25 protein-coding genes and 3 pseudogenes are annotated in these 24,941 nt (G+C 37.7%); 10 read left to right on the top strand and 18 right to left on the bottom strand.

All coding sequences use genetic code 11. From position 1 onward, the window contains the following. Positions 1-146: 146 nt before the first annotated feature. Together ACFIK7_RS05030 and ACFIK7_RS05025 are read left to right on the top strand one after the other, a co-directional pair. Positions 147-1,410, top strand: a pseudogene (locus ACFIK7_RS05030) (tyrosine-type recombinase/integrase). Positions 1,411-1,619: 209 nt separating this feature from the next. Continuing rightward, positions 1,620-1,820: an AlpA family transcriptional regulator gene (locus tag ACFIK7_RS05025; RefSeq protein WP_004860538.1), complete on the top strand. Its 201-nt coding sequence runs from the start codon at positions 1,620-1,622 to the stop codon at positions 1,818-1,820. Between the two features lie 100 nt (positions 1,821-1,920). Here ACFIK7_RS05025 and ACFIK7_RS05020 read toward each other — a convergent pair whose 3' ends face one another. The 4 genes from ACFIK7_RS05020 to ACFIK7_RS05005 form a co-directional block, all read right to left on the bottom strand. Continuing rightward, entirely contained in the window at positions 1,921-2,325 is a 405-nt protein-coding gene (locus tag ACFIK7_RS05020; protein ID WP_273790412.1) for a hypothetical protein, read from the bottom strand. A 135-nt stretch (positions 2,326-2,460) separates the two neighbouring features. Beyond that, positions 2,461-2,775, bottom strand: a complete 315-nt coding sequence (locus tag ACFIK7_RS05015; RefSeq protein ID WP_375637509.1) for a hypothetical protein — start codon at positions 2,773-2,775, stop codon at positions 2,461-2,463. Positions 2,776-3,045: 270 nt separating this feature from the next. Further along, entirely contained in the window at positions 3,046-3,228 is a 183-nt protein-coding gene (locus tag ACFIK7_RS05010) for a hypothetical protein (RefSeq protein WP_273790410.1), read from the bottom strand. A gap of 111 nt (positions 3,229-3,339) precedes the next feature. Then, a complete protein-coding gene (locus ACFIK7_RS05005; protein ID WP_375631024.1) occupies positions 3,340-3,699 on the bottom strand; it encodes a hypothetical protein in 360 nt (119 codons plus the stop codon). Between the two features lie 161 nt (positions 3,700-3,860). Between ACFIK7_RS05005 and ACFIK7_RS05000 the strand changes: the two genes are divergently transcribed. The 4 genes and pseudogenes from ACFIK7_RS05000 to ACFIK7_RS04985 form a co-directional block, all read left to right on the top strand. Then, positions 3,861-4,268 (top strand): DUF488 family protein, encoded by a 408-nt coding sequence (locus ACFIK7_RS05000; protein ID WP_375631023.1) that lies wholly within the window; start codon positions 3,861-3,863, stop codon positions 4,266-4,268. 82 nt (positions 4,269-4,350) lie between these two features. Then, positions 4,351-4,497 carry a hypothetical protein gene (locus ACFIK7_RS04995; protein WP_375637510.1) on the top strand — a complete coding sequence of 49 codons (147 nt, stop codon included), beginning with the start codon at positions 4,351-4,353 and terminating at the stop codon, positions 4,495-4,497. Beyond that, positions 4,457-4,756: a hypothetical protein gene (locus ACFIK7_RS04990; RefSeq protein ID WP_375637538.1), complete on the top strand. Its 300-nt coding sequence runs from the start codon at positions 4,457-4,459 to the stop codon at positions 4,754-4,756. The genes ACFIK7_RS04995 and ACFIK7_RS04990 overlap by 41 nt, the downstream gene beginning before the upstream one ends. Next, positions 4,708-5,499, top strand: a pseudogene (locus ACFIK7_RS04985) (integrase); the annotation flags it as partial. The gene ACFIK7_RS04990 and the pseudogene ACFIK7_RS04985, both read left to right, overlap by 49 nt. 53 nt (positions 5,500-5,552) lie before the next feature. Here ACFIK7_RS04985 and ACFIK7_RS04980 read toward each other — a convergent pair. From ACFIK7_RS04980 to ACFIK7_RS04955, 6 genes and pseudogenes are all read right to left on the bottom strand, one after another. After that, positions 5,553-5,852, bottom strand: a complete 300-nt coding sequence (locus ACFIK7_RS04980; RefSeq protein ID WP_375663028.1) for a HigA family addiction module antitoxin — start codon at positions 5,850-5,852, stop codon at positions 5,553-5,555. 18 nt (positions 5,853-5,870) lie between these two features. Beyond that, positions 5,871-6,151: pseudogene (locus ACFIK7_RS04975) on the bottom strand (type II toxin-antitoxin system RelE/ParE family toxin). A 205-nt stretch (positions 6,152-6,356) separates the two neighbouring features. Further along, complete coding sequence (locus ACFIK7_RS04970; protein WP_375658100.1) at positions 6,357-7,025, bottom strand: ribonuclease HII; 669 nt, start codon at positions 7,023-7,025, stop codon at positions 6,357-6,359. Between the two features lie 165 nt (positions 7,026-7,190). Beyond that, on the bottom strand, positions 7,191-8,099 hold the full coding sequence (locus tag ACFIK7_RS04965) for a 4-(cytidine 5'-diphospho)-2-C-methyl-D-erythritol kinase (protein WP_273790406.1): 909 nt from the start codon (positions 8,097-8,099) through the stop codon (positions 7,191-7,193). 237 nt (positions 8,100-8,336) lie between these two features. Then, positions 8,337-9,185, bottom strand: a complete 849-nt coding sequence (locus ACFIK7_RS04960) for a S49 family peptidase (RefSeq protein ID WP_273790405.1) — start codon at positions 9,183-9,185, stop codon at positions 8,337-8,339. 191 nt (positions 9,186-9,376) lie between these two features. Next, a complete protein-coding gene (locus ACFIK7_RS04955; RefSeq protein WP_375631021.1) occupies positions 9,377-10,165 on the bottom strand; it encodes a tRNA1(Val) (adenine(37)-N6)-methyltransferase in 789 nt (262 codons plus the stop codon). 179 nt (positions 10,166-10,344) lie between these two features. Between ACFIK7_RS04955 and ACFIK7_RS04950 the strand changes: the two genes are divergently transcribed. The 4 genes from ACFIK7_RS04950 to glyS all read left to right on the top strand — a co-directional run bounded on the left by ACFIK7_RS04950 (position 10,345) and on the right by glyS (position 16,467). Then, positions 10,345-11,421 (top strand): polyprenyl synthetase family protein, encoded by a 1,077-nt coding sequence (locus tag ACFIK7_RS04950; protein WP_375643346.1) that lies wholly within the window; start codon positions 10,345-10,347, stop codon positions 11,419-11,421. A gap of 95 nt (positions 11,422-11,516) precedes the next feature. After that, positions 11,517-13,211, top strand: coding sequence for a tetratricopeptide repeat protein (locus tag ACFIK7_RS04945; RefSeq protein ID WP_375663027.1), 1,695 nt, complete (start codon positions 11,517-11,519; stop codon positions 13,209-13,211). 92 nt (positions 13,212-13,303) lie between these two features. After that, positions 13,304-14,245: a glycine--tRNA ligase subunit alpha gene (locus ACFIK7_RS04940; protein ID WP_375631019.1), complete on the top strand. Its 942-nt coding sequence runs from the start codon at positions 13,304-13,306 to the stop codon at positions 14,243-14,245. Continuing rightward, positions 14,245-16,467 (top strand): glycine--tRNA ligase subunit beta, encoded by a 2,223-nt coding sequence (gene glyS / locus ACFIK7_RS04935; protein WP_375663026.1) that lies wholly within the window; start codon positions 14,245-14,247, stop codon positions 16,465-16,467. Before ACFIK7_RS04940 ends, glyS begins: the two co-directional genes overlap by 1 nt. Before the next feature lie 123 nt (positions 16,468-16,590). On the opposite strand, the gene ACFIK7_RS04930 is transcribed toward glyS, so the two are convergent. From ACFIK7_RS04930 to ACFIK7_RS04895, 8 genes are all read right to left on the bottom strand, one after another. Next, the gene (locus ACFIK7_RS04930; RefSeq protein ID WP_273790399.1) at positions 16,591-17,085 is read right to left on the bottom strand and encodes a F0F1 ATP synthase subunit B; all 495 of its coding nucleotides are present in this window, start codon (positions 17,083-17,085) and stop codon (positions 16,591-16,593) included. A gap of 11 nt (positions 17,086-17,096) precedes the next feature. Next, the gene (locus ACFIK7_RS04925) at positions 17,097-17,663 is read right to left on the bottom strand and encodes a F0F1 ATP synthase subunit B (RefSeq protein WP_273790398.1); all 567 of its coding nucleotides are present in this window, start codon (positions 17,661-17,663) and stop codon (positions 17,097-17,099) included. 142 nt (positions 17,664-17,805) lie between these two features. Continuing rightward, a complete protein-coding gene (locus tag ACFIK7_RS04920; RefSeq protein ID WP_005773968.1) occupies positions 17,806-18,036 on the bottom strand; it encodes a F0F1 ATP synthase subunit C in 231 nt (76 codons plus the stop codon). A gap of 55 nt (positions 18,037-18,091) precedes the next feature. Beyond that, positions 18,092-18,850: a F0F1 ATP synthase subunit A gene (locus tag ACFIK7_RS04915; protein WP_273790444.1), complete on the bottom strand. Its 759-nt coding sequence runs from the start codon at positions 18,848-18,850 to the stop codon at positions 18,092-18,094. A 7-nt stretch (positions 18,851-18,857) separates the two neighbouring features. Next, positions 18,858-19,289 carry an AtpZ/AtpI family protein gene (locus ACFIK7_RS04910; RefSeq protein WP_375631017.1) on the bottom strand — a complete coding sequence of 144 codons (432 nt, stop codon included), beginning with the start codon at positions 19,287-19,289 and terminating at the stop codon, positions 18,858-18,860. 1,038 nt (positions 19,290-20,327) lie between these two features. Beyond that, a complete protein-coding gene (gene der, locus ACFIK7_RS04905; RefSeq protein WP_273790396.1) occupies positions 20,328-21,752 on the bottom strand; it encodes a ribosome biogenesis GTPase Der in 1,425 nt (474 codons plus the stop codon). Between the two features lie 4 nt (positions 21,753-21,756). Further along, the gene (locus tag ACFIK7_RS04900) at positions 21,757-22,428 is read right to left on the bottom strand and encodes a tetratricopeptide repeat protein (RefSeq protein ID WP_375663025.1); all 672 of its coding nucleotides are present in this window, start codon (positions 22,426-22,428) and stop codon (positions 21,757-21,759) included. 571 nt (positions 22,429-22,999) lie between these two features. After that, a complete protein-coding gene (locus ACFIK7_RS04895) occupies positions 23,000-24,772 on the bottom strand; it encodes an SLC13 family permease (protein WP_375631015.1) in 1,773 nt (590 codons plus the stop codon). Between the last annotated feature and the right edge of the window lie 169 nt (positions 24,773-24,941).

Raw genomic sequence — 24,941 nt, 5'->3', positions numbered from 1 at the left:
TATTGTTTTCATATTGAATGAAAAAACTAATACTGTAGGATTCTCTCATTTTAAATCTGTTTATCTTGAATCAATCAAAACCGCTTGCTTGCACATCACAAGCGGGGCTGGCGTATGGGTAAAAACTATAGAAGAAAGGACTAAAAATGGCTCTTATGAACCGTCTTAATGCAAGGACTGTCGCAACACCCACGAGCTGGTAAATATAATGATGGTGCCGGCTTGTTACTTCATAAGTGTAAAGATGGAGGTGCTCAATGGATTTACCGTTTTACCATTCATGGGCGGCGCCGTGAAATGGGCTTGGGAGCGTTGCAAGATGTTTTTTTAAAACAAGCTCGTGAATTGGCAACTGGGTGGCGTTCTGTTCTTCGTGAAGGTCGTGATCCTATTAAAGAACGTGAAAAACAAAAGCGTGAGGCAATAAGTAATCTCCATTATTTAAAAGATATCGCGTTGGATGCTTTTGAAAGTCGTAAAGCTAAATTAAAAAATGATGGTAAAGATGGGGATTGGTTTTTACCATTACGCCTTCATATTCTCCCTAAACTAGGCTGTCTTCCCGTTTCTGAGATTACTCAAACAGAGATACGCAATACACTTGCCCCTATTTGGCATTCAAAAGCTGGAACTGCTTATAGAGCTCTTATTCGTCTCAATCTTTGTCTCAAACATGCGGCTGCATTAGGATTGAATGTTGATTTACAAGCAACAGAAAAAGCACGCGCGCTCTTAGGTAAACAACGTCATAAAACGCAAAATTTACCAGCCATGGATTGAAAAGATGTGCCGGCTTTTTATAAAACACTCTGTGAAGCATCAACCATAACACAACTGGCTTTGCGTTTGCTTATTCTTACAGGCGTTCGTACCAATCCTTTACGTCATATTCATAAAGATCAAGTTGAGGAGAATATATGGACCATTCCTGCTGAGAATATGAAAGGAAGGCGTGATGCTACAACAGAATTTCGCGTGCCTCTATCAACAGAAGCATTAGAAATTCTAAAACAAGCGCGCTTGCTCTCTCGTAATGATTTCTTTTTTTCTGCTAGAGTNACAGAATTTCGCGTGCCTCTATCAACAGAAGCATTAGAAATTCTAAAACAAGCGCGCTTGCTCTCTCGTAATGATTTCTTTTTTTCTGCTAGAGTTCGTGGTCCCCTCGCTGAGAAATGTATGGCTACGTATATGAGAAAAAATAAAATTGAAGCCTGCCCCCATGGTTTTCGCTCTAGTTTACGCAATTGGCTCGCTGAAACAACCGATGCTCCCTATGAAGTCGCTGAAACTATTCTAAATCATACAGTAGGAGGACAAGTAGAGCGTGCCTATCGTCGTACTGACTATCTAGAACAGCGCCGTGTCTATATGGATAAATGGGCGGCTTATGTCACCGGTCAATCTTAAGATATGGGGTGCATAACCCCATTATCTGTGGATAACTTTAGCTCTCTTTTCTCTCATTCTTTCTCAATAAGAGTCATAATTTATCACATCAGAAAAAATATGATAAAATATTGTTTTCTATAAATAAAATACCTTCAAAAATGAACAAAAATATGGTTAATAAATGCTTATGATTTGTTACCATTTTTTTATAGTGAAAGGAAATTATTATGACAGAAAATGATATTCTTTTAACAGACCGTGAAAGTGCAAAATTGCTTCATATGAGTGTTTCAACATTCCGCCGTCATGTAACCAATGGCTCTCTCCCAAAACCTTTAAAATTTGGTTTTTTATCGCGTTGGTTGCAATCAGATCTTATCAATGTCATCGAGCAAGCAAAGCAGCAACGTTATAACGACGCGGCATAAAAAAAACCTTGTCACGTAAGGACGGACAAGGCTTTCTCAAGCTCATCAACCTAGAGCTTTATTTGGTGTAAATTCAAGGCTTTCTCTGCTGAAGCAAGACCTAAGGTTTGCATTCAAGTTGTTCTGAATGCTTTTTACAATAAGGGCTATTTAAGCGCTTCTTGACACTTCGCTGTGGTATGACAGTGCCTGGACGACAAATGGGAAGGTTTTCGTCTCTAAAAGTATAACACCATCCTCCCTCATGTTCATTTTCATAATGGAAACCTGATTGAACCATACACGCATGAATTGTTGCCCATGCATTGTTACTTAGCTTTCTGCTTTCTGGATCGGTATAATAAGGTGTTGGCATTCCACATTCTAACAAGGCTTTTCCTACCTCTGTAAAATCTGCTCCTGGTTTCTTCCACGCTGTCACCTCTCCTAGAGGAGGTTTGTTAAATTGACATCCGGCTATACTGAACAAAGTTACAGCGCTTAATAATTTTAGAGTTTGTTTCATTTGTTCCTCCTTAAAAGGACTTGTACTCGATTGGATGAGCCGTAAATATACCGACATGCTTGGCCCGCATCTCCAAGACAGGTATGGGAACTTATGGGATTTGTAGCCACTCTCAATCATTCTTTCCAAACGTTACTACCAGCAGGTATTGTCTCGTAGGTATACACCAATAATTCTGCTTACAAAGTCATATCTATTCCCATCAAAGCCAATAGTAGTTTGTTTGCCATCACTCACATAACCTAACAGACCAGATGCAACTAAAACATTAAAGGCTGGTCTATAGAAATTGATATTCGTGTTGTCGGCTATCCCGTGCATACCTTCTTGTTTGAAAGAATTCAGCATATTAAAGTCTGTCAAACTGCCACAACTATGGGCATCAATATGCAATCCTGTATTGCCATAAAGATACATTGTATCCTGAAATTTCTTGGTTGAATTGGTCAATCAAAAAAAGTTTACTTTCCAGAAGCTTCTGAAAAATCGCTATCCCTATTTCCACTTCCCAGTCTTTAGCTTGTGGGAAGTATGTAAAATAAAGGGGACCATGATCATTGTCAGCAAATTGGACAGCATAACACGCAGCATCATCGGATGTGTTAAAAATGCCATTTTAGAACATACGCCTGTTGCCATCAGAACCAACTTGTAAATGCTTGCTGCTCATCTTCAGCTTTTAAAAAGTGATACAGAGTAATATATTCTCCATCACTGTCTTTATATAGGTTCTCCATTTTCATCAGTTAAATAGAGGACATTGCCATTTTCATCATGCTCAACCTCACCTACTGGATGCTCTTTGACATTTGTCATTTCGCGCACTTTGTCCCAGTATCCAAGACCTTCATCCGATAAATCATTGATCATGTCTAAGCGATTATGAACGATGCCCTCAAGCAATATGGCATCTATCGGTGCGACAGCCCTGGTGGACTGCTGCGGTGTTGTGGTTGAGAGAGAGAGCCAATGATTTGTCCAGCATCTTGCCCCATCGCCCTCTGTCCAGTTGTATCAGTGAGGATGATGGTGCACCGCCGATAGAGGATTTGTATATCCTTCCGCTCCATTATGGGCTTTGCCGTGACTTAAAGCATTTTTGGCAATGTTTTTTATCGTGTCATTCCCAGAAATGCTAAACCCTTGGCTGCTAGCTTGAGCATGCGCACTGTTGCTGATATCACTGGTACTAATGCTTCCTGTGGTCAGGCTGTTTTTATCTGCCGGCGCGGTGCTGGCAATGATGCCTCCGGTCAGCGTTGTTTTATCTTTAACGTTGATCTTAAAGCCGCCATCACCCGCTTTGATGCCTGATTGTTCCACAACACTATGATAATCACTAGAGGATTTATCCTTTTGGAAAGAGGCGCTCATAGAGCCCCCACCCATTTACTAAGGAAATTAAATGTGTGTAACATCAAAAATATCATCATACAGCCTGCTAAAGATGAGAGCTTTATTTTTTTACCATTGGCTATGAAAGAAAATCCTCTGAGGACTATCTCAATCAACTGATCAAAAATAATATTAAACTTTTGTGTGATGTTCGTAAAAATTCAATAAGTAGAAACCTCGGATTTTCGAAAAGACAATTAGAGAAAGCTGTAAGCAACATTGATATTGAATATATGCATATGCCTGAACTTGGAATTGCTTCTGAAAAACGAAGAAATTTGAAAACACAAAAAGATTATGACCGCCTTTTTGAAGATTATCAAAATACAACTCTCAAGAATAATTCTTGTGCAATAAACAAATTATATCAAATTTTTTTAAAAAAGCGCGTTGCAATCACCTGTTTTGAAGCCAATGTATACATGTGTCATAGAGGACAACTCGCATTAGCTCTCACTCAATTGTCTGATTGGAAATATGAAATTAAGCACATTTTAAAAAATAAACTTACAAACTTTTTACATATGGGGGGCATTTACAACCTCTAGCCCTCTCCCCATTCCTAACAACTTTTAAATAATGCATGATTCACGCTACGGGTGGATTGTACGCAAATCAAGGAAATAAACCATGGAAAATAAATATAAACTGACTGATGAAATAACTGAGGTTGATGGAAAAACTCTTCACCGAATTCGTGCTTTAAGGGATTTTGATGCTGTTAAAGCAGGTGATCTTGGCGGGCTTTATACAAAAAAAAGACAACCTAAGTCATGATGGTAATTGCTGGGTAGGTGATGATGCAAAAGTCTATGGTTATGCCAAGGTTTTTGGTGATGCTTATATTGATAACATTTCTGATATTTATGAAAACGCATGTGTTTTTGCCAATGCACAAGTTTCCGGTGCTACATTTATTAGTGGAAAAGCTAAAATTTATAGAAATGCTAAAATTTATGACAGTCCTTTGATTTCCATCAGAGCAAATATACACTGGCTATTAAATAAGTGCAAAATGGCATCTCCAAGAAAATAACCAGACTTACAAAAGGCTCTTTCAATTGGTTATTGCATCAGTATTTACAAAGCATGCAATGGCATAATCAATCAGAATCTACTCAAAAAGTTAAATATCGAATTCTGAATAATGTTTCTAAACATATTGCTGATCGTGCATATAAAAGTATAGAAAGACACCATATCCTTGACGCCGTAGACAGAAGGCGACATACTCTCGCAGCAGCAAAACATTTTTTGACCTCTTTAAACGGTCTCTTTAATTAGGCGGTTGATAATGCCCTTTTAAATAAAAATCCTGCCTTTAATATAAAAGCACCAAAATCTCTTAACAACGAGGAATTACTGCCTTGGCTAGAATAGGACATAGACAAATATTATCACCGTTGGTCACATGGTACACATGAACGCATCTGGATTAACCTTCTTCTTTATACGGGCTTGTTTTACCAGAACTAGAGGCAACCCTTAAAATTGGTCCCATAGGTGATGAAACATTCATTTGTGGTAAAGATGGAAATAAGCTTATCAAAGAAAGTTTTGGCAACCTCTTTCGTGAAGCATGTAATGCGGCGGGTATTAAAAAATCAGCGCACGGATTGCAAAAATTAGCAGCAAAACATACTGCCAATGCTGGTGCTACGGTTTCACAAATGAAAGCGCTTTTTGGTTGTACCGAAGATAAAATGGCATCCCTTATACAAAGAGTGCAGACCGTAAAAACTTTCCCTTGAAGCAATCAAAAAGCTCCAAAAAAGTTAGCCTCACAAAGCACCGCTTAACAAACTAAATTGCTATCAAAATTATTAACGAAATCAAAGCGGCGTTTGAGATGTATCAGAAACCAGAGGCGAAATAGATGGTTGTGCCTGTTGCATTGTTTGCCATAAATTATAGTTTGTTTGCATATCCAACCAAAATTTTGCTTTACTAAAACCAGCTAATTCTAATTTAACAGCAAGCTCGGTACTTATAGAAGCATGTCCGTTAATCACTCTTGATAAAGAAGCTCTTGTCATATGGACATGATCAGCTAATTTTTGTATTGTTATCCCCATTTCTTCTAAGAAAGCTACTTTCAAAACTTTACCCGGATGTGCGGGGTTGTGCATCATTTTTTTTCATTCCTTTCTTCAATGGTAATCTTGATAATCAACAAGCTCCACATCTGTTCCTATAAAGCGAAAAGTAGCACGCCAATTTCCATTCACCCATATAGAACAGTACTCTATAAGTTCACCTTTAAGATGGTGCATTTTAAAGGCAGGCTCTCTCAATATTTCAAGCGTAGTAGCACTTGTTAAAGCCGTTAAGATAACGCGAATTTTTTTACATGATCTGGTCAAATAGCTTTTGTGGAACCTGTTGTACAAAATAATTTTAAGCCCTTATGTTTAAAACTCACAATTGCCATTACCACCCCTTGTCGTATATCATCGCTATACGGTTAATAACAAATAAGAGTTAAGCCCATGTTAGAAATATCTGATTCTATATCTGGAAAAAATAGATAGGAATAAGTGATAAAAAAGCTTCAAAAAGGTTAGGGATAGACACTCAAAAAACATAATAGAATCAATGATTATAAAACCCCTTACTCTTGTAATAAGTCACTGATTTTAATTACCTTTTTTACACTCTTTTAGTGGTGCAAAACTATAACGATGTAACCCTATAACTGGTCCATATTTATCAAGAGCTGTACGATGCGCTAGCGTTGCATAACCTACATGCTTCTCTAAACCATACCCTTTATAAACTTGTCCTGCACATTCCATCATCCGATCACGCGTTACTTTCGCAATAATAGATGCGGCTGCAATTGAAACTGAACGCTGATCGCCCTTAATCAACGCCATTGCAGGACAAGACAACTCAGAAGGAATATCACGCCCATCAACAAGGACATAGTGGGCTGGAATGGCTAATCCTATAATACAGCGACGCATTGCTTCTAAAGTTGCTTTTCTAATATTAGATTGATCAATTGTACGAGCACAAAGACTGGCGACTGAAACCGCTAATGCACTTTGCAAAATTTCATGATAAAGTCTATTTCGTTGGAAAAAAGAAAGTTTTTTTGAATCATTTAACCCATTAGGAATACGATCTCTATCCAAGATAACGGCTGCTGTTACCACAGGTCCAGCGAGAGGCCCCCGTCCTACTTCATCAACACCTGCTATATGAAAAAAACCCTGTTTTTGCAAATCCAATTCGCACGAAAAATTTGGTTGAAGCGGCAAATTAAACATCTTTGATAAATCACACATATAACAAACATACATCTATTTCTGTAGCCTGATCATTTTTTGCAAGCATTACAGTTTTAAATGGCTCTTCAAATATTCTGCGAACTCTTACACAAAAGATAAAAAACACATTTCTTTGGTTCCCCTCTTTCATTATGTATAATAAAATCATGATGAAATAAAAGCTTTTATATTTATTTATCAAATATTTCCTAAAGTCATGATAGGTTTTACAAACCAATTTGGGTGCATTGATTTGATAAAAAGAGCTGCTTGTTGCGCCGTTTGTTTATTTTTAAAAATGCCAAAGCAAGTTGCTCCCGTTCCAGACATACGGGAAAAAAGAGCCCCACATTCATCTAATATAGATAACACTTCAGCTAACTGAGGTGCTATTTTTAATGCAGGAGAAAAAAGATCATTACGCGTTTCTTGTAAAGCTTTAACCAATGAATCAACACTTTTTAAAGCGTCTGTATTAATTTTTAAAGAAGGATTATGACGCTTCTCTAACGCTTTAAAAACAGTTGGTGTTGAAATCTCTTGTCCATGATTAACCAATACTATTGCAAGAGAACAGGCTCCTTTTATTTGTATCATCTCTTGACCAATTCCTTTGACCAAAAGCGGCTGCTGATATTCTAATGCACAAAGGCACATGGGAACATCAGCACCAAGAACTAAGCTCTTTTTTGCTAATTCTTCGTAAGGGCAATCAAGATTCCACTGTTGACGCAACATGCTGATAACCCCAGCTGCATCACCTGAGCCGCCACCAATGCCTGAAGCAACAGGTAATGTTTTTACAAGCCGAAAAAAAGCAGGTTGAGCACATTCCGGAAAAGTCTTATGCATAAAGTCCCGTGCGCGAATAACCAAATTGTCTAAATGAGAAACAAGTCCTTTTGCAAACGGCCCCGTCAAAACAAACTGATTATTTTCACAAGGTGCATAGTGTAGACAATCACCGCTAAGACTAAAATAAACCAAACTTTCTATTAAATGATACCCATCAGCACGTTGCCCCACAACATGTAGAGCTAAATTCAATTTAATAGGTGTAAATAAATAGGAATGTCTTTGGAACGAAGCTTGTACATTTGGCATCATATGACGTAATATTAACCTGTATAGGGTTCTTTTACAAATTCCCCCCTTTTATCCACACTTTTAGCACTAGCCCTATAAACAGCTTGGAATATTCTTAATCGTTTTCTAAAAAACAATAAATATAAAGAGTTCTCATACAAAACAAACGACATGTTCTCATTCGTATCATTTCAAGCCTTTTTTCTTCTAGCATCTGTTTTTAGATAAAAATCTCTCTGGCTTGAATGATCCTTTCCATCACAAACCATAACGCTGCCAAAGTGCTCGCTCTTCTGCTGCCATCAATGCACTATCAATGACTGTATAAACCGTATGTGCCGTCACTCCTGAAGGCGTTTTAGGTCCTAAAAAACTTTTTGGAGGCGTAATAAGTCGAAGTTTTGCATCATTACCAAAGCGCTCTTTAATAACAGAACGTACATCATTCAATCCATCAACAAGACCAAGCTCAACGCTTTGTTTTCCACTCCAAAACATTCCTGTAAAGAGATTCGAATCATCTGATAATTTTTCAGCACGCCGTTCTTTAACCAAATCGATAAAAGTTTGATGCACTTCAAGTTGGAGAGATTTCAAATGCTCAATATCCGCCTTTTTTTCTGGCTGAAATGGATCTAATGTAACTTTGTTCTTTCCTGCTGTGTAGACACGCCGTTCGATACCAATTTTTTTCAAAAGTTCCGGAAAACCAAAGGAAGCTGAAACCACTCCAATGGAACCAACAATTGAAGAAGGATCTGCAAAAATTTCATCCCCCGCACAAGCAATCATATAACCACCGGATGCTGCAATATCTTCAATAAACACAAGAACCTTTTTATTTTTTTCTTCTGCCAAATCACGAATACGCTTGAAGATAAAACGCGACTGTACAGGTGAACCACCAGGAGAATTAATAATAAGTGCAACAGCCGGTGACTTTTTGTGTCCGAAAGCCTTCTCTAAAAGATTTGCACACCTACTGAGGGAAAGAGTACGAGATATAGACGCTGATGAATCCATAATTGCTCCTTGAAGGCGCACCACAGGAATTTCAAGTTTATCGGAAGAAAAACGGCGTGGAATAAAACTTTTAATAAAATCCATCAAAACAAAATCTCCTTATAAATTAAGAACAATTAAATAGGAAAGGACAACAAAAAGGAAGAACGCGATAATATCCAAAAGCGCCAATCAATCCCCACATTACAAGCAGAAATATAACTTCACCCAAAGTCAAACCTCCCTAATAACAAAGTTTGGACTCTAAATAATAAACTAAAAAACACAAGATACTATTAGAAAAGTTCCCACAAGCTTATATATCCATTATTAATTGCATCAACCCGTGGTGAAAAAGTATGGTCATTACCTTCATGTATAACCAATGCCGGCAAAACAGATAAAGCTGCTCTGCTTCCTCGTTTTGCGTAAAATAAAAGACGAATTGCTGCTGTTTTCGCACGTGCATGCACAGGAATTATACAAATACCACCAAAACGCCCTTCTAAAGCACGCAAGATATCTGTCAGCGATTGTGGACGCGCAATGAGCCCTAAGTATCCACCTGGCTTAACAATGGCTGCTGCACTCCGCAACCAGTTATCAAACATCGCTTCAGACATAACATGTGCTTCAGATTTTTGTTTATCAGGTGTCTTACGATCGGTGGGATTATTAAAAGGTGGATTCATAATCGCAAAATCAAAGCTATTATCTATCAAACCTGCTCTTATACGGGCATTCCCTTTGAAGGTAACATCTGCTTCTAGCAAACAAATTCGGCTAGCAAATTGTTTATTTTGTTTTAGCATAAGCGTTTTTTGAGCGTAAGATACCATAAAAGCTGAACGTTCAACTAAGGTAACATGAACTTTCAGACAACGCGAAGCAACAGCCAACCCTGCAGCTCCAGCACCTGCCCCTAAATCAACAACCTTGCCCTTTAAATCACTTGGAACCAAACTAGCTAATAACATCGCATCCATTCCAGAACGATGACCATATTTATGGGGTTGAACCAAATAAAATTTTCCGCGGTGAAAACTGTCAATTGTTTCACCAATTTGATTCGCTGCTTTATTCATTTAAAAGCCTAATGTTCATCTTTATAAACTGCATTTTTGCCATTCAGCTGCTATTTTAAATTTTTTATTATTTCATAACAATAAGATTACACTCGCTAAAGAACATTTCTTGCCAATAACATTCCAAGCTAACACTTTTAAACGACATCAAAAGCTTGAGTCAAAACCAAACCCCCTTTATGCTAATGAATAAAGTAATTTTTATATATGTCCATTGCAATACTCTAGGAGTAAACACATTGAGTGCAGCTATCAAACTAAAACAAATAAGAAATAATCAAATTTCTCTTCAATCTCTTGTCAATCTTACTCAAAAAGATATGGATTGCGTAAATCAATTTATTCTCTCTATGGCAAAATCAGAGGTTGAGATGATCCCTGAAATTTCTAACCATCTTATTTCATCAGGTGGAAAGCGATTACGCCCAATGATTACGCTCGCTTCTGCTCATATGTTCGGTTATCAAAGTGACGGGCATATAAAACTCGCAACAGCTGTTGAATTTATGCATACAGCAACATTACTACACGATGATGTGATTGACGAAAGTAATTTACGACGTGGAAAATCTACAGCACGGATGATTTGGGGGAATCAAGCAAGTGTACTTGTTGGTGATTTCCTATTGGGCCAGGCCTTTAAAATGATGGTCGATGTCGGTTCCATAGAAGCGCTCTCTGTCCTAGCCAACGCTGCTGCAATTATTGCTGAAGGAGAAGTTATGCAACTTTCTGCCGCAAAAAATATAAAAACCAGCCCTTCAGAATATCTCAAAATCATCAATGCAAAAACAGCAGCACTTTTTTCAGCAGCCGCTGAAGTAGGACCCATTATTGCTGGCTATGGAAATAACGAGCGTTCTTCATTACGTGAATATGGAACATCCTTAGGTTTAGCTTTCCAATTAATTGATGATGCACTTGACTATAGCGGTAGTGCTCAAAACTTAGGAAAAAATATAGGGGATGATTTTAGAGAAGGAAAAATCACAATGCCTGTTATTCTCGCATATGAGCGTGGGAATATGGCAGAAAAAGATTTCTGGAAAAAAGCGCTTGAAGACGGCAATAATAATGATGAATCCTTTGCACACGCGCAACACTTAATGGAAAAGTATGATAGTATCATAGATACAATAGAACAAGCACGCATCTATGGAAAATATGCAATTGATGCTCTTGTTCCCATGAATGAAAATCTTGCTTACAATGCTCTCGTTGAGACTGTTGAATTTTGTATTTCACGCGTAAACTGAATTCTTTGCAAGAATCGCAGTATTTCTCAACAAAGTAATGAGATATGATTTATAAACAACACCATCAATTGATTATCTTGAAAAGGATTAGCTCCATGTGCTCTGCAACGGTATCTCGACTTTTTGCCCTTTTTATCGTGGGTATCATGCTGATGCCATCCCCCACCTACAGTAAAATAAGTGCAGCAACTCATACAAGCTCATTTACAGGTGCTTATTTAGCTGGAAGGGTTGCAAATCATGAAAATAAAACAGAACTTGCTATCAATTATTTTAAACAAGCACTGGTTTATCAACCTGATAACATTGAAACACAAAAAGAGCTCCTTGAAGCTATGCTCTCGGTCGGAAACTTTAAAGAAGCTGTCCAACAAGCCCAAAAACTCAAAGAGAACGATGTTATAACTCCCTTTGTTTCCTTAACTTTGTCAGTAGAAAGTCTCATCAAAAAAGACTATAAGAATGCCAAGACTCTTCTCCAATTAAAAGAACTTCCTACGTCCAATAATCCAATACCTGAACTCATCGGCGCTTGGATTACATTTGGATCTGGACAAAAATCTCAAGCAATCGCTGATCTTAAGAAACTCAAAGGTCCTGTCTGGTATGACCTTTTTATATCTTATCATCTAGCACTTATGAGCGACCTTGCAGAACGGCCAAAGGATGCAAAAAAATATTTCATTAAAGCACTGAGTAACAAACAGGGAACTCTTATCGCTCCTAATACTTATGAGCGTATTATCATAGCCTATGCCTCATTCCAATTGCGCCATAGTATGCGCAACCAAGCTCTTCAAACAATCCAGCATGGCGAACAAATGTTGTCAGGTCGCGAAGTCCTTAAAAACTTTCGAGAAAAAATTGAAAAAAATTCTTTCTTAGAGAGAGTTATTAAAACACCTCAACAAGGAGCAGCCGAGGTATTATATAATTTTGGAACAGCCCTCAACTACAAAAACTCAGGGCGAATTGCACGTATTTTTAAGCAATTATCTTTCGCATTATACCCTCAAAATGACGCAACACTGTTTCAGCTCGCACACATTTCTGCTAAATTGAACGATCCACATCAAGCAATTAAACTTTATCGCGCTTTATCCCCTAAATCTCCTTATTATAAAGATGGACAACTTCATCTTGCATTCCTTCTTGCCAATAACAACAATTACAAAGAAGCAATAAAATTACTCACATTGTTAAATAAAAAATTTCCCAATGATCGTAATATTTTGATAACGCTCGTTGCTTTTTATATGCAGGACAATAAATTTCTTGAGGCCATTAAAACTCTAGACTACGCTATTACAAAGATAAAAAACTTTCAGCAGGACGATTGGAAACTCTTTTATCAACGTGGTATTGCTTTTGAACGTTTAAAGCAATGGCCAAAAGCAGAAATTGACTTGCGAAAATCACTTGAATTTTTCCCAAACCAACCGCAAGTTCTTAATTATTTAGCCTATTCCCTTGTGGAACGTGGTGAGAAGCTTGAAGAATCGCTCCGTATGCTGCAAAAAGCTTCTGCTTTGCAAGCTCACAACAGTCATATTCTCGATTCTTTAGGATGGGCTTATTATAAACTAAAAGAATATAATAAAGCAGTGCAAATATTAGAAAATGCTGTCAGATTACAACCTGAGGACCCAACACTGAATGATCATTTAGGGGATGCCTATTGGAAAGTTGGACGTAAACGTGAAGCAATCTTTCAATGGAACCACGCAATTGACGGAAAACCAGAAAATTCTGAACAAATTCAAGAAAAGTTGAAATTTGGTTTGCAATAAATGATGCTTAACCATAAACCACATGAAATAATAAATAGAGAAACTAAAATTACTTTGGTTTTTTGTTTAGTCCAATATAAAGAGTATAAAGCGTGAAACTGCCTGAACATCTTAACCCCAAACGTTCTTTTCAGGGACTAATCTTAACTTTGCAAAATTATTGGGCACACTATGGATGTGCAATTTTGCAACCTTACGATATGGAAGTCGGAGCTGGGACTTTTCATCCAGCAACAACATTACGCTCTCTAGGTCCACGCCCTTGGAAAGTTGCTTATGTCCAACCCTCTCGACGTCCAACAGATGGCCGATATGGTAAGAATCCAAATCGTTTACAACACTATTATCAATTCCAAGTGCTTCTCAAACCCTCTCCGCTCAATCTACAAGAACTTTATATAAAGTCGCTACAAGCTATCGGGCTTGATACAAAACTGCATGATATTCGCTTTGTTGAAGATGATTGGGAAAGTCCCACTCTTGGTGCTTGGGGGCTCGGATGGGAATGCTGGTGCGATGGAATGGAAGTCTCTCAGTTTACTTATTTTCAACAAGTGTGCGGCATTGAATGCGCTCCAGTTTCAGGGGAACTCACATACGGTCTTGAGCGTCTAGCGATGTATATCCAAGGGGTTGATAACGTCTATGACCTTAACTTTAATGGTTTGGAGGGAGACAACAAAATAAGTTATAGAGATATTTTTTTACAGGCAGAACAGGAATACTCATATTATAATTTTGAATTTGCTGATACAAAACTGCTCCATCAGCACTTTATCGATGCAGAACGCGAATGCAGCGCACTTCTTGATGCTGGAAAACCAAATAAAGAAAATGTATTCCATCGCTGTGTTTTTCCTGCCTATGATCAATGTATTAAAGCGAGCCATATCTTTAACCTTTTGCAAGCACGTGGCGTTATTTCTGTAACCGAACGACAAAATTACATTCTTCGCGTTCGTAATCTCGCGCGCCGTTGTGGGGAAGCCTTCTTACTCACAGAAGCTGGACAAATATACACTGGAGAAGCCTAATGTCTGATCTTCTTCTTGAACTTTTCAGTGAAGAAATCCCCGCACGTATGCAACGAAAAGCTGCTGCTGATCTTAAAAAATCTGTTACAGATCAACTTGTGAATGCTGGATTGATCTATGAAGCTGCTCGTGAATATTGGACACCTCGTCGGCTAACATTGGACATACGCGGACTTTCCACACGCTCAAAAGATATCCATGAAGAACGCAAAGGTCCCAGTATAAAATCACCACAGCATGTAATTGATGGTTTTCTACGTGCAACAGGATTAAACGATATTTCTGAAGCGCATATTGGACATGATGATAAAAAAGGTCATTTTTATATTGCTAAAATTGTTAAAAAAGGTCGAGCAGCAGAAGAAATTATTGCCGATATTTTACCGGATATTATCCGCAACTTTCCGTGGCCGAAATCTATGCGTTGGGGAAAAGATTCAGCACAAAGTGGTACTTTGAAGTGGATTCGACCTTTACAAAACATTCTTTGTATTTTCGGACCAGAAATTGGTGAAACACATGTTATTCCATTTACAATTGGTTCTCTTAAAAGCAATAATTTAACTTATGGTCATCGTTTCTTAAGTGATGGAAAGCCATTTCAAGTGCGCCGCTTTGATGATTATGTTACTCAACTTGAAACTCATAAAGTCATTCTGGATGCCGAGAGACGAAAGAATATTATTTTAGCTGATGCCCAAAATCTCTGCTTTGCAAACGGTTTAGAACTGGTTCAAGATAATCCTCTCCTAGAAGAAGTTGCTGCTCTTGTTGAATGGCCTGTTATCCTGATGGGTGATTTTGAAAAATCATTCCTTGATATTCCTCCAGAAATTATTCGCTTGACCATTCGAGCCAATCAAAAATGTTTTGTCACCCGTAAACAAGGAGAAAACGTAAAACTTTCTCATCATTTTATTCTCGTTTCTAATATTCTTGCAAATGATGAAGGCAAAGAAATTTCGAAAGGAAATAGTAAGGTTGTCCGTGCCCGTCTTTCCGATGCACTTCATTTTTGGCAAACTGATCAGCGTGATTTGCCTGATCTTCAACAATTGGAATCTTCTATAAAAAAATTTGAACTTGATATAAAAAAACCTCTCGATCAAAGAATGGCGCGACTTGATCATTTGAATGTAACTTTTCATGCTAAATTGGGTACGCAAGGAGCAAGGGTAGAACGCATTGCTACACTCGCACAAGAAATTGCCCCTTTGATACAAACAGATCCTCTTTTAGCAAAACGTGCAGCCATCCTTGCAAAAGCTGATTTGCAAACAGAAATTGTCGGAGAATTTCCTGAACTACAAGGTGTTATGGGGAAAAAATACGCCCTTCTTCAAGGGGAAGATCCTCACGTAGCTGTAGCAATCGAAGACCATTATAAACCTCAAGGTCCAACAGATCGTCTTCCACAAGAACCACTTGCTATAACCGTTATGCTCGCCGACAAAATTGACATGCTCGTTGGCTTTTGGCTCATTAATGAAAAACCAACGGGCTCAAAAGATCCCTATGCGTTAAGACGAGCAGCATTGGGAATTATTAGGCTTGTACTTTCGCGAGATTGGAAAATCAATCTTATGCCACTGTTTCAGTTAGCAACGAATCTTTTCTTACAACAAAAAAACAAACATGAAATCTCTCAAAGAGAAAATTCACAATTGCAGAATCTGCTTCCAGAAAAAACAGAATATATTTTATCAGATCTGTTATTCTTTTTTCATGACCGTTTGAAAATCTATCTAAAAGAGGAAGGCGCTCGTTACGATGCCCTTGAAGCCGTTTTAAATAAAGATTCTGATGATTTTTTATTGGTTGCACGTCGTGTCGAATCGCTTATCGCTTTTATCAATACCCATGATGGAATGAACTTTGTAGCCTCTGTAAAACGTACTGCCAATATTCTTGAAAATGAATTTCAAAAAAGCACAACAATAGCGAATGAAATTAATCCTGAGCTCTTTATCGAGAAAGAAGAAAAGCAGCTCTATCATGCAATCTGTGAAGTAGAAAGAAAGGTTCTTGCTCCCATCAATGCAACAAATTTATCATTTGCACTCAGTGTGCTAGCGCCACTTGGAAAATTGATTGATATATTTTTTGAAAAAGTATTGGTGAATGATAAAAAACCTGATGTTCGTGCTAACCGTCTTGCTCTTCTCAAACGCACTCACATTGTTACACAATCAGTTGCAGACTTCTCAAAACTTGTCATTTAAAATCAAAGAGCCTATTAACTGGTAAAAACAATAAAGATAAATTTTTCTTTTTTATGACTTTTATTAATTAATACTGAGAAAATTATGCAACCAAAGAGAGTGTTCTTTATCTCTCAAATATCATTAATTAAGATATGTTTTCATTTTGATAAACGATTCTTTCTCAAGAGACTCTTTAATAAGTTCATCTGCCTTGTTAGAATCTATTTCCCTTGCAATAAGGGTACGTGCTGTAGAAATTGCCAAATCAATAGCCGATGAAGAAACCATGCGTATTGCATCCGCTTCTGCTTGAGCGATTTTTTGTTCTGCCAATTTATTACGGTTTTTTACATATTCTTCTGCTTTTGCACGGGCCTCAGCAATAATAGATTCAACTTCATGCTTTGCTGCTGCAACAATTTCTTGCGCATCTTTTTCTGCTTCTGCATGTTTGCGTTGATATTCAGCTAATATTTCCTGTGCCTCTTCACGAAGACGCAGAGCCTCATCCAGTTCATCTTTGATACGCTTCGCACGCGCATCAAGATGGTGTATAACCCTTTGTGGAATTTGGAAATAGACTAAAAGAGCCAAAAAAAGAACTAACCCAACAAATGCCCAAAAAGTATCAGTCATCTTTGTCTTCCTCAATAATCCGCAGTTTTAACAACTGAACGAACAGCCTCTTTGCTAATATCAACGTCAATCAATTTTTTCACAATTTCAAGAGCTACTTCTTCAGCGATAGAACCAACATTTTGCATCGCTTTATCCCGAATTTTTGCTATCTGTTTTTCAGCATCTGCGAGTTTTTTCTCTAAACTCTCTTCAATTTCTTTCCGTTCAAGCTCTGCCTTTTCTTTTAATTCTTCACTAGCTACCTGCGCTATAGCCTGCGCATTCAAACGCGCTTCTGCTAATTTCCGCTCATAAGTTTCAACGACAATGTCTGCTTCCTGCTTCATGCGCATTGCCTGATCTAAATCAGATGCGATTCGATCTCGCCGTGTTTCAATAACACCACCAATACGTGGTACAATTACACGAGAGATAAAAAGATAAAAAAGACCGAAAGAAATTGCCAACCAGAAAAAATGCGAACCAAAATGCACAAAATCAAAAGGCGGAAACACACGATTTGCATGCTCTGCCACCTTTTTAATATGTTCTATCGACGTTTCAGTGTTCTGTGCATAAGCGCTTGAAACAAACATCTTCTTTCATCCTTTAAATAGCTTATTAAAGCCCTCTATAACCGATGATAACTGACTGACATCTCTCTGGCATCTCTCTGGTTAAGAGCTAAAAGGGTAAATCTTTCCTCATGCAAGAACAGATATACCCTTTTGATGATGATCAAACCCCAAAAAGAAGTAATAAAGCAATGAGCAATGAAAAAATTCCCAAAGCTTCTGTTACAGCAAAACCAAAGACGAGACGTCCAAACTGACTATCTGCTGCTGATGGATTTCGTAATGCACCAGAAAGATAGCTACCAAAAATATTACCAAGTCCTAAAGCTGTTCCAGCCATACCAAAGCAAGCAAGACCAGCGCCAATATATTTTGCTGCAAGCACCATTTCCATGTTATTCTCCTTTAAAGCGAAATTGCATTATTCGACGGAATAACCGCCAGTTTTATTAATGTCCTGGATGAATTGCATCATTAAGATACATACAAGTTAAAACCGTAAAGACGTAAGCCTGAAGGAATGCGACCAAAAACTCAAGTGCAGTAATTGCTACAGTCATAATAAGCGGTAAAACCGAACCACCCACACCTACGAGTCCTACCCCAATCATTGAAACAACAAACCCAGAAAACACTTTAAGCGTAATATGACCAGCAAGCATATTCGCAAAAAGACGAAGAGAAAGACTAATTGGACGGGAGAGAAAAGAAATAACCTCAATCATTGTCACCAGAGGCAAAACCACAACAGGAACTCCACTGGGAACGAACAGTTTCAAAAAACTGACCCCATGCTTATAAAAGCCATAACCAATCACCGTCAAAATCACCACCATTGCTAACGAAAACGTGATCATAATTTGAGATGTAACCGTATAAAAATAAGGAAAGAGACCAATAAAGTTAGCAACTAAAATAAAAGTAAACAGAGAAAAAACTAAAGGAAAAAACTGCATCCCCTGCACACCAGATGATTCCCGCAGAGTCGATGCTACAAATTCATATGCCATTTCCGAAAGAGACTGCATCCGCGTTGGAACCAATCCACGACTCGATGACGAAATGAAGAGAAAAATAGAAGTTACAACAACCGTAAGGACTGTAAACAATGATACATTTGTAAACGATAAATCCATATTTCCTATGGAAATCTTAATCAGCCTTGAAACCTCAAACTGATGAATAGGATCTGGAGCGTGTGTTGTCACTTCAACCTCATTTATCGGACCTCTCATTGGCCCCTTTATCTTGTTTTTGGCGCAATGCGCCTTTTTTTCCTAATTGACTGGAGGAAACATACCCCACAGACCGAAGAATACTCAATACACCAGCAGCAAACCCAAAGAAGAGAAAAAATACTAATCCCCAAGGCCATGAACCTGCTAACTTATCAAACCCCAACCCCAAAACAATACCAACTATAACACTTGCCAGAAACTCACTGGAAAGCTTAATTGCGCCTGCCATCCTTCCTTGTGATTTTTCCCGCTTATTCTTATGCTCCCGCTTCTTTAATGCTTGCTTGCGCACTAAAGCTACGCTTAAATTCCTACTACGACATTCCAAATCCTCTGAATGAAGACACTCTCCTTGCTTTTCCTCTTCAGCCTCCTTACGGCTCATAACGGGTTTCTCGCCCATCGCCATCATTGGCTCCTTAATTAAAAAGCAACGTAAGAATACATTTCATAAAACCGTGTGCATCATATTGTTCCCGAATTTATTCGTCAAGATACTAAAAGAAATCTATCACAAGTTATCGTATAAATTTTATTGCAGAAATAACGTATTTTTCAATTTACATGCTTTCTTAAAAAGATATTCTGAGCACCTAAACCGATTTCACGACAGCACCCGTGAATGTATAACAAAAGTTCCCGTGAATAATATAAAACTCATAGAACAACCATTTTTACGCTTAACGAAAGGTGTCAACTGATACCATCTTATTTTCCGGCTCCCAATGTTATATCAATCCTAGTTTTGAAAGAGAACATAGAAAGCTAAAAAACAGTATGAGAGCGTTAGTTTACACCTTTTATTCAAATAAACTTGCACTTTTTATTTTATGAAAATAATAATCAATGGTTTCTATATGATCCTATTCGCAAAGTATTTTACATATGCCATTACAGGCCCCATCACGAAATGAGCTTGAGGGTATTAAGAGAAGTTCCTTTAAATACAAGATATTAATAAATCTAAAATTTCAAATAGATTAAGCCAATAGAACACAATAAAATTTAAATACGATTACCATACCACTTTATACAATTTTAATCCACTTTTATGAACTTCACTCTTTACAATTGAATATCGGTAGATTTAGCAAGTATTTTTGCTTTTTATTCAGACAAACTATCGTAAGCAAAAGCGCTTATTCATAATCTTTATTTTTATGAAACGATAATCTAATACTGCTTTTCACACAAGCATCATAATTATATTCCCCTACCCTCATATTGCATCTATTCTTGCACTTAAATAACCCATTAAGAGGATTATGTACTCTTTCTTAAATACTCCCTATCACACTCTTCTCATGACATGCAAATAAATGATCATCAATAAAATTAAAACTTTAGCAAATAAAATTTTAATTTTATGAAAAGAAAGATCATTGAAAAAACTTACTTTTAAGATTCTTAAGTATAGATTTCATTCACTCAAAAAATTAAAGAGTTATCATTTCTTCTTGGAACGTGTCGCAAAAGGATTATCAGAGGCTCGTAATGATATGCGAACGGGTATACCAGACATATCAAATGTTTCACGTAACCCATTGACAAGATAACGCAAATACGACTGTGGCATACTTTTGGGACGCGAGCAAGAAATCATAAATCCAGGAGGACGTGTCTTAACCTGTGTGATGTATTTAACCTTAAGTCGACGTCCAGAAACCGCAGGAGGTGGATGATGTGCCACAACAGTTCCAAGCCATTGGTTCAATTTAGCCGTCGAAATGCGACGATTCCATACACGGTGCATCATCATGACATTTTCCATCAGTTTATCAATCCCTTGACCATATTGTCCTGATAAAGGAACGGCTCTCAAACCACGAACTTGAGGAAGAAATCGAGCACATTTTTCATGCAAATCAATCAATGTAGTCTGACTGTTTTCAATAAGGTCCCACTTATTGAAAGCAATAACTGGAACACGCCCTTCACGAATCACAAGATCAGCAATTTGTAAATCCTGCTTTTCAAAAGGTATCGTTGCATCAAAAACAATGACCACCACTTCTGCAAAACGAATAGCACGCAAAGTATCTGCAACAGATAGTTTTTCTAATTTTTCTTGAATTCTCGATTTTCGACGTAAACCTGCAGTATCAAAAAGTTTAATATGACGACCACGCCATTCCCAATCTACAGAAATAGAATCACGCGTGAGTCCTGCTTCTGGTCCTGTTAACAATCGCTCTTGTTTCAACATACTATTAATAAGAGTGGATTTTCCTGTATTGGGACGCCCCGCAATCGCAATCCTAATGGGCTTACTTTCATCGTAAATAAGCTCCTCTTCTTCCAAATCCTTTACATCATCACCAACAGATGCAGGCTGTATCATCCTATTTTCTTCTTTGTTGTTGCCAAAAGCATGCTCTGACCCAACAGCATCTATAATTGCATCACGCAGATCACTAAGTCCCAAACCATGTTCAGCCGATATTGGGCACGGCTCTCCCAAACCTAATGACCACGCCTCATACTCTCCTCCTGTTGCCGCTCTTGACTCAGACTTATTGGCAACAAGCACAATTGGCTTTCCTGATTTGCGAACCAATGAAGAAAAATTTAAATCACTTGGTGTTATTCCGCTCTTTGCATCAAATACAAATAAAATAAGATCCGCTTCATCAATTGCAACTTTTGTATGAGAACGCATACGCCCCTCGAGTGTATGATCACCTGCTTCTTCCAGCCCAGCCGTATCAATCACATCAAAACGTAGATCTTGAAGTTTTGCCGCATGAATACGCCGATCACGTGTTACACCAGGCTTATCATCAACCAAAGCCAATTTTTGCCCAACCAAACGATTAAATAGTGTCGACTTCCCAACATTGGGACGACCAATGATAGCAATGGTAAGGCTCATCGATTTATTCCTTATTTGCCTTGCCCTCAGCTTGTATAAGCTCAAGCATCATTCGAGCCCGATCTGTTATTTTTGAACCCAAAGCACCTTCTTCAGAATTTTTTTTAAAATAATAAACCGCCTCATCCATTTTATCCGCCTTATAGGCAGCTAAGCCTAAAGCTTCTCTTGCAGACATACGCATAGGATCGGTATCACTTGCCATATCTTTGATGCGCTTTTCAACATCAGCTAATGTCCCTGTATCAACCAGAATATAAGCCGCCCGAATTTTTGCAACTTTCTGCAAAATCTGCGGTGCTTTCTCATCCGCTGCAATAGAATCAAAGATCTCCACTGACTTAATAATATCACCTTTCTCCATGAGTAAAGAAGCCTCACGTAAACGAGCAAGAAAAGGATACCCCCCAAAATGAGAGGTTTTAACAGTTTCTAATTGCTTTATCGCTTTATCAAAATCACGTGTATTCGCAAGATTAAGACTCTTTACAAATGCATCACCAATATAACCAGCTTTCTTTATTTGCGTATGATGATAAACTTGATAAGCAACTATCATGAATATAAAAAGAATAACTGCTCCAATAATTGAAAAACCATACCGTCTCCAAAAAGCAAGCGCCTTTTCCTGACGAAATTCTGCATTCACTTCAGCAATAAAACTATCATACGACATATATCATACCTTGAAAAAAGTTACTTTATCTGTGCTTTTACGCATAAATGGATAAAGATGGTAGTCCTAATTAACTAAAAATCTTTAAATTGCTCGTTTATTTATTTTAAATCAACATGTAGCCAATTCAATCGGATTTTTGCAACAGTCTTAATCGAAAATGATATAAGCACCCTGTTTGTACATATTACAGCTTTTACATATATTGAGTCTTATGAAAAATTCACTGCCTTAATATTTATCATGATTGCCTATCATCTCAAGCAGATTTTCTCCCCATTATATAGAGAGATAATCTTTTAAAGTCTTCAACCGCAATCGTTGGTTGTATTGGATTATAGAATTATAATAGAAAAACCACTTCTTGAAAAAAGGTAAATTTCCATGAAAGTCCCTTAAAACCCAATAAATAAATTTTTATCTGTATCAAAAATACCGAAGCGCCATGATTAAAGTGTGGTATAATTCCAAATCTTCAGTTAAAGCTCTTTATATAAAGTGTATCCCTTCAACTTATCTTCATACGATTAACAACCTTTTGTAATTGATCCTTAAAGTTTCTAAAAATATCCTATTGTAAGGGCCAAACCCACATAAGCATTGGAACAGCAATAATAACGATCAACACCGCCAATGGAGCACCCAAACGTGGATAATCACTAAAACGATATCCTCCTGGCGCCATCACGAGCATATTACTTTGATGTCCAATAGGTGTAAGAAACTCACATCCCGCACCAATTGCAACAGCCATCAAAAAAGCTTCAGGCTTATAATGAAGGGAATGAGCAAAACTTGACGCAATTGGTGCTACCATCATCACTGTTGCTGCATTATTCAAAAATGGCGTAACCAACATAGCTGTCACCAACATAAGCGCTAAAGCACCAGATGGCGGGAAAAATATTGCCAATTGGCTCAGCCATTGACCAATGAGATCCGTACATCCTGTTTTCTCTAACGCTTCACTCACTGGAATAAGAGCCGCTAATAGTACGAGTATTGGACCATCTAATGCCTGATACAGATCACGCGCGGGCAAAACACGAAAGATCACCATTGCTGCAGCAGCAGAAAAGAAAGAAAAAGCAACTGGAACAATATGAAAAGCTGTAAAAATAATTGCTATAAATAAAACAGCTAAAGAGATGAAACCATGTCGTAAATTTCCAAACACAATATTTCGTTTTGCTAGGGGCAAGCATTTCAATTCTCTTAATAAATTGGGAATAATTGCATCCTGTCCTTGCAAAACAATCACATCTCCAAGATGGAAAATAATATCATCAAGTCTTCCCCGCACCCTTTCATGTTGACGACTTAACGCAAGTAAATTTACATTATAGCGATCAAATAGGGAAAACTCTTTCGCACTAATACCAATAAGAGGTGAATTATGGGTAATGACTGCTTCAATAATATCAATGTCACTGTCCTTATCACCTGCAGCAATAGTTCGCCCCTTAGAAAACTCTAAACGAGCAGAGTTCATCACGCTATCTAACCCTGTATGTGACCCTTCCAGCAAAATAATATCATTTTCAGACAAAACAAAATCTGGTAATGGTGAAATAGATACTTTGTTTCTGATAATTTGAATTACCATAACATCACCACTTGATGGCTTAACCAAATCAACAATATTTTTCCCCACAATCGGTGAATTTATTGGAATATGCGCTTCTGCAACATAATTACGGATATCAATGGCATCATCAAATGATACACCTGAACGCACACGCACAGGCAAAAGCCAATAAAAACAGACCAAATATACAACACCAGCCGTCGCAATAACCGCACCAACTGGTGTAAAATCAAACATAGTAAAAGGTGTTCCTGCTAAACGCTCTTGCATCGCTGAAATAACAACATTAGGAGATGTTCCTATCTGTGTCATAAGCCCTCCCAACAAAGAACCAAAGGCCATGGGCATCAAAAAGACAGAAGGAGAAACCTGAGAACGACGTGCAAACTGAAAAGCTATCGGAAGCATAATCGCCAAAGCACCAATGTTTTTAACAAACATTGATAATACGACAACAGAAAGAACCAAAAAAGCTAATTGAAGACGCACCGATTTCACATCTGGCCATATCCGTTGAATAATAAATTCCATTATACCAGAGCGAGATACAGCAGTACTGACAACAAACACACTCCCCACGATAATAACGATATCATTACTAAAACCGCTAAACGCTTCCTTCGGGCTAACAAGACCAAGGGCACAAGCTATTAATAATGTACAAATAGCAACAAGATCATAACGAAATCGATCCCAAATAAAAACAACCATCATGAGACCAATGATCGAAAAGGCCATTATTTGATTTTCTGTCATAACACTCACTTCTCCCCATTAAATTAATGAACAAAAACATATCTTTTATGTTTTAAATATTCCTATAAACAGCAGCAAGATAAAAGCAGACATCGGAATATTTTAGGATAATTTTAAAGTGATAAAAAATTATGATGCGCATAAACTCACCTCTCCTTATTATGCGTGC

The organism is Bartonella sp. CL266QHHD, assembly GCF_042195355.1.
Lineage (GTDB): Bacteria > Pseudomonadota > Alphaproteobacteria > Rhizobiales > Rhizobiaceae > Bartonella.
The sequence above is the reverse complement of the archived record's forward strand: the minus strand, read 5'-3'. Positions and strand labels throughout refer to the sequence as shown.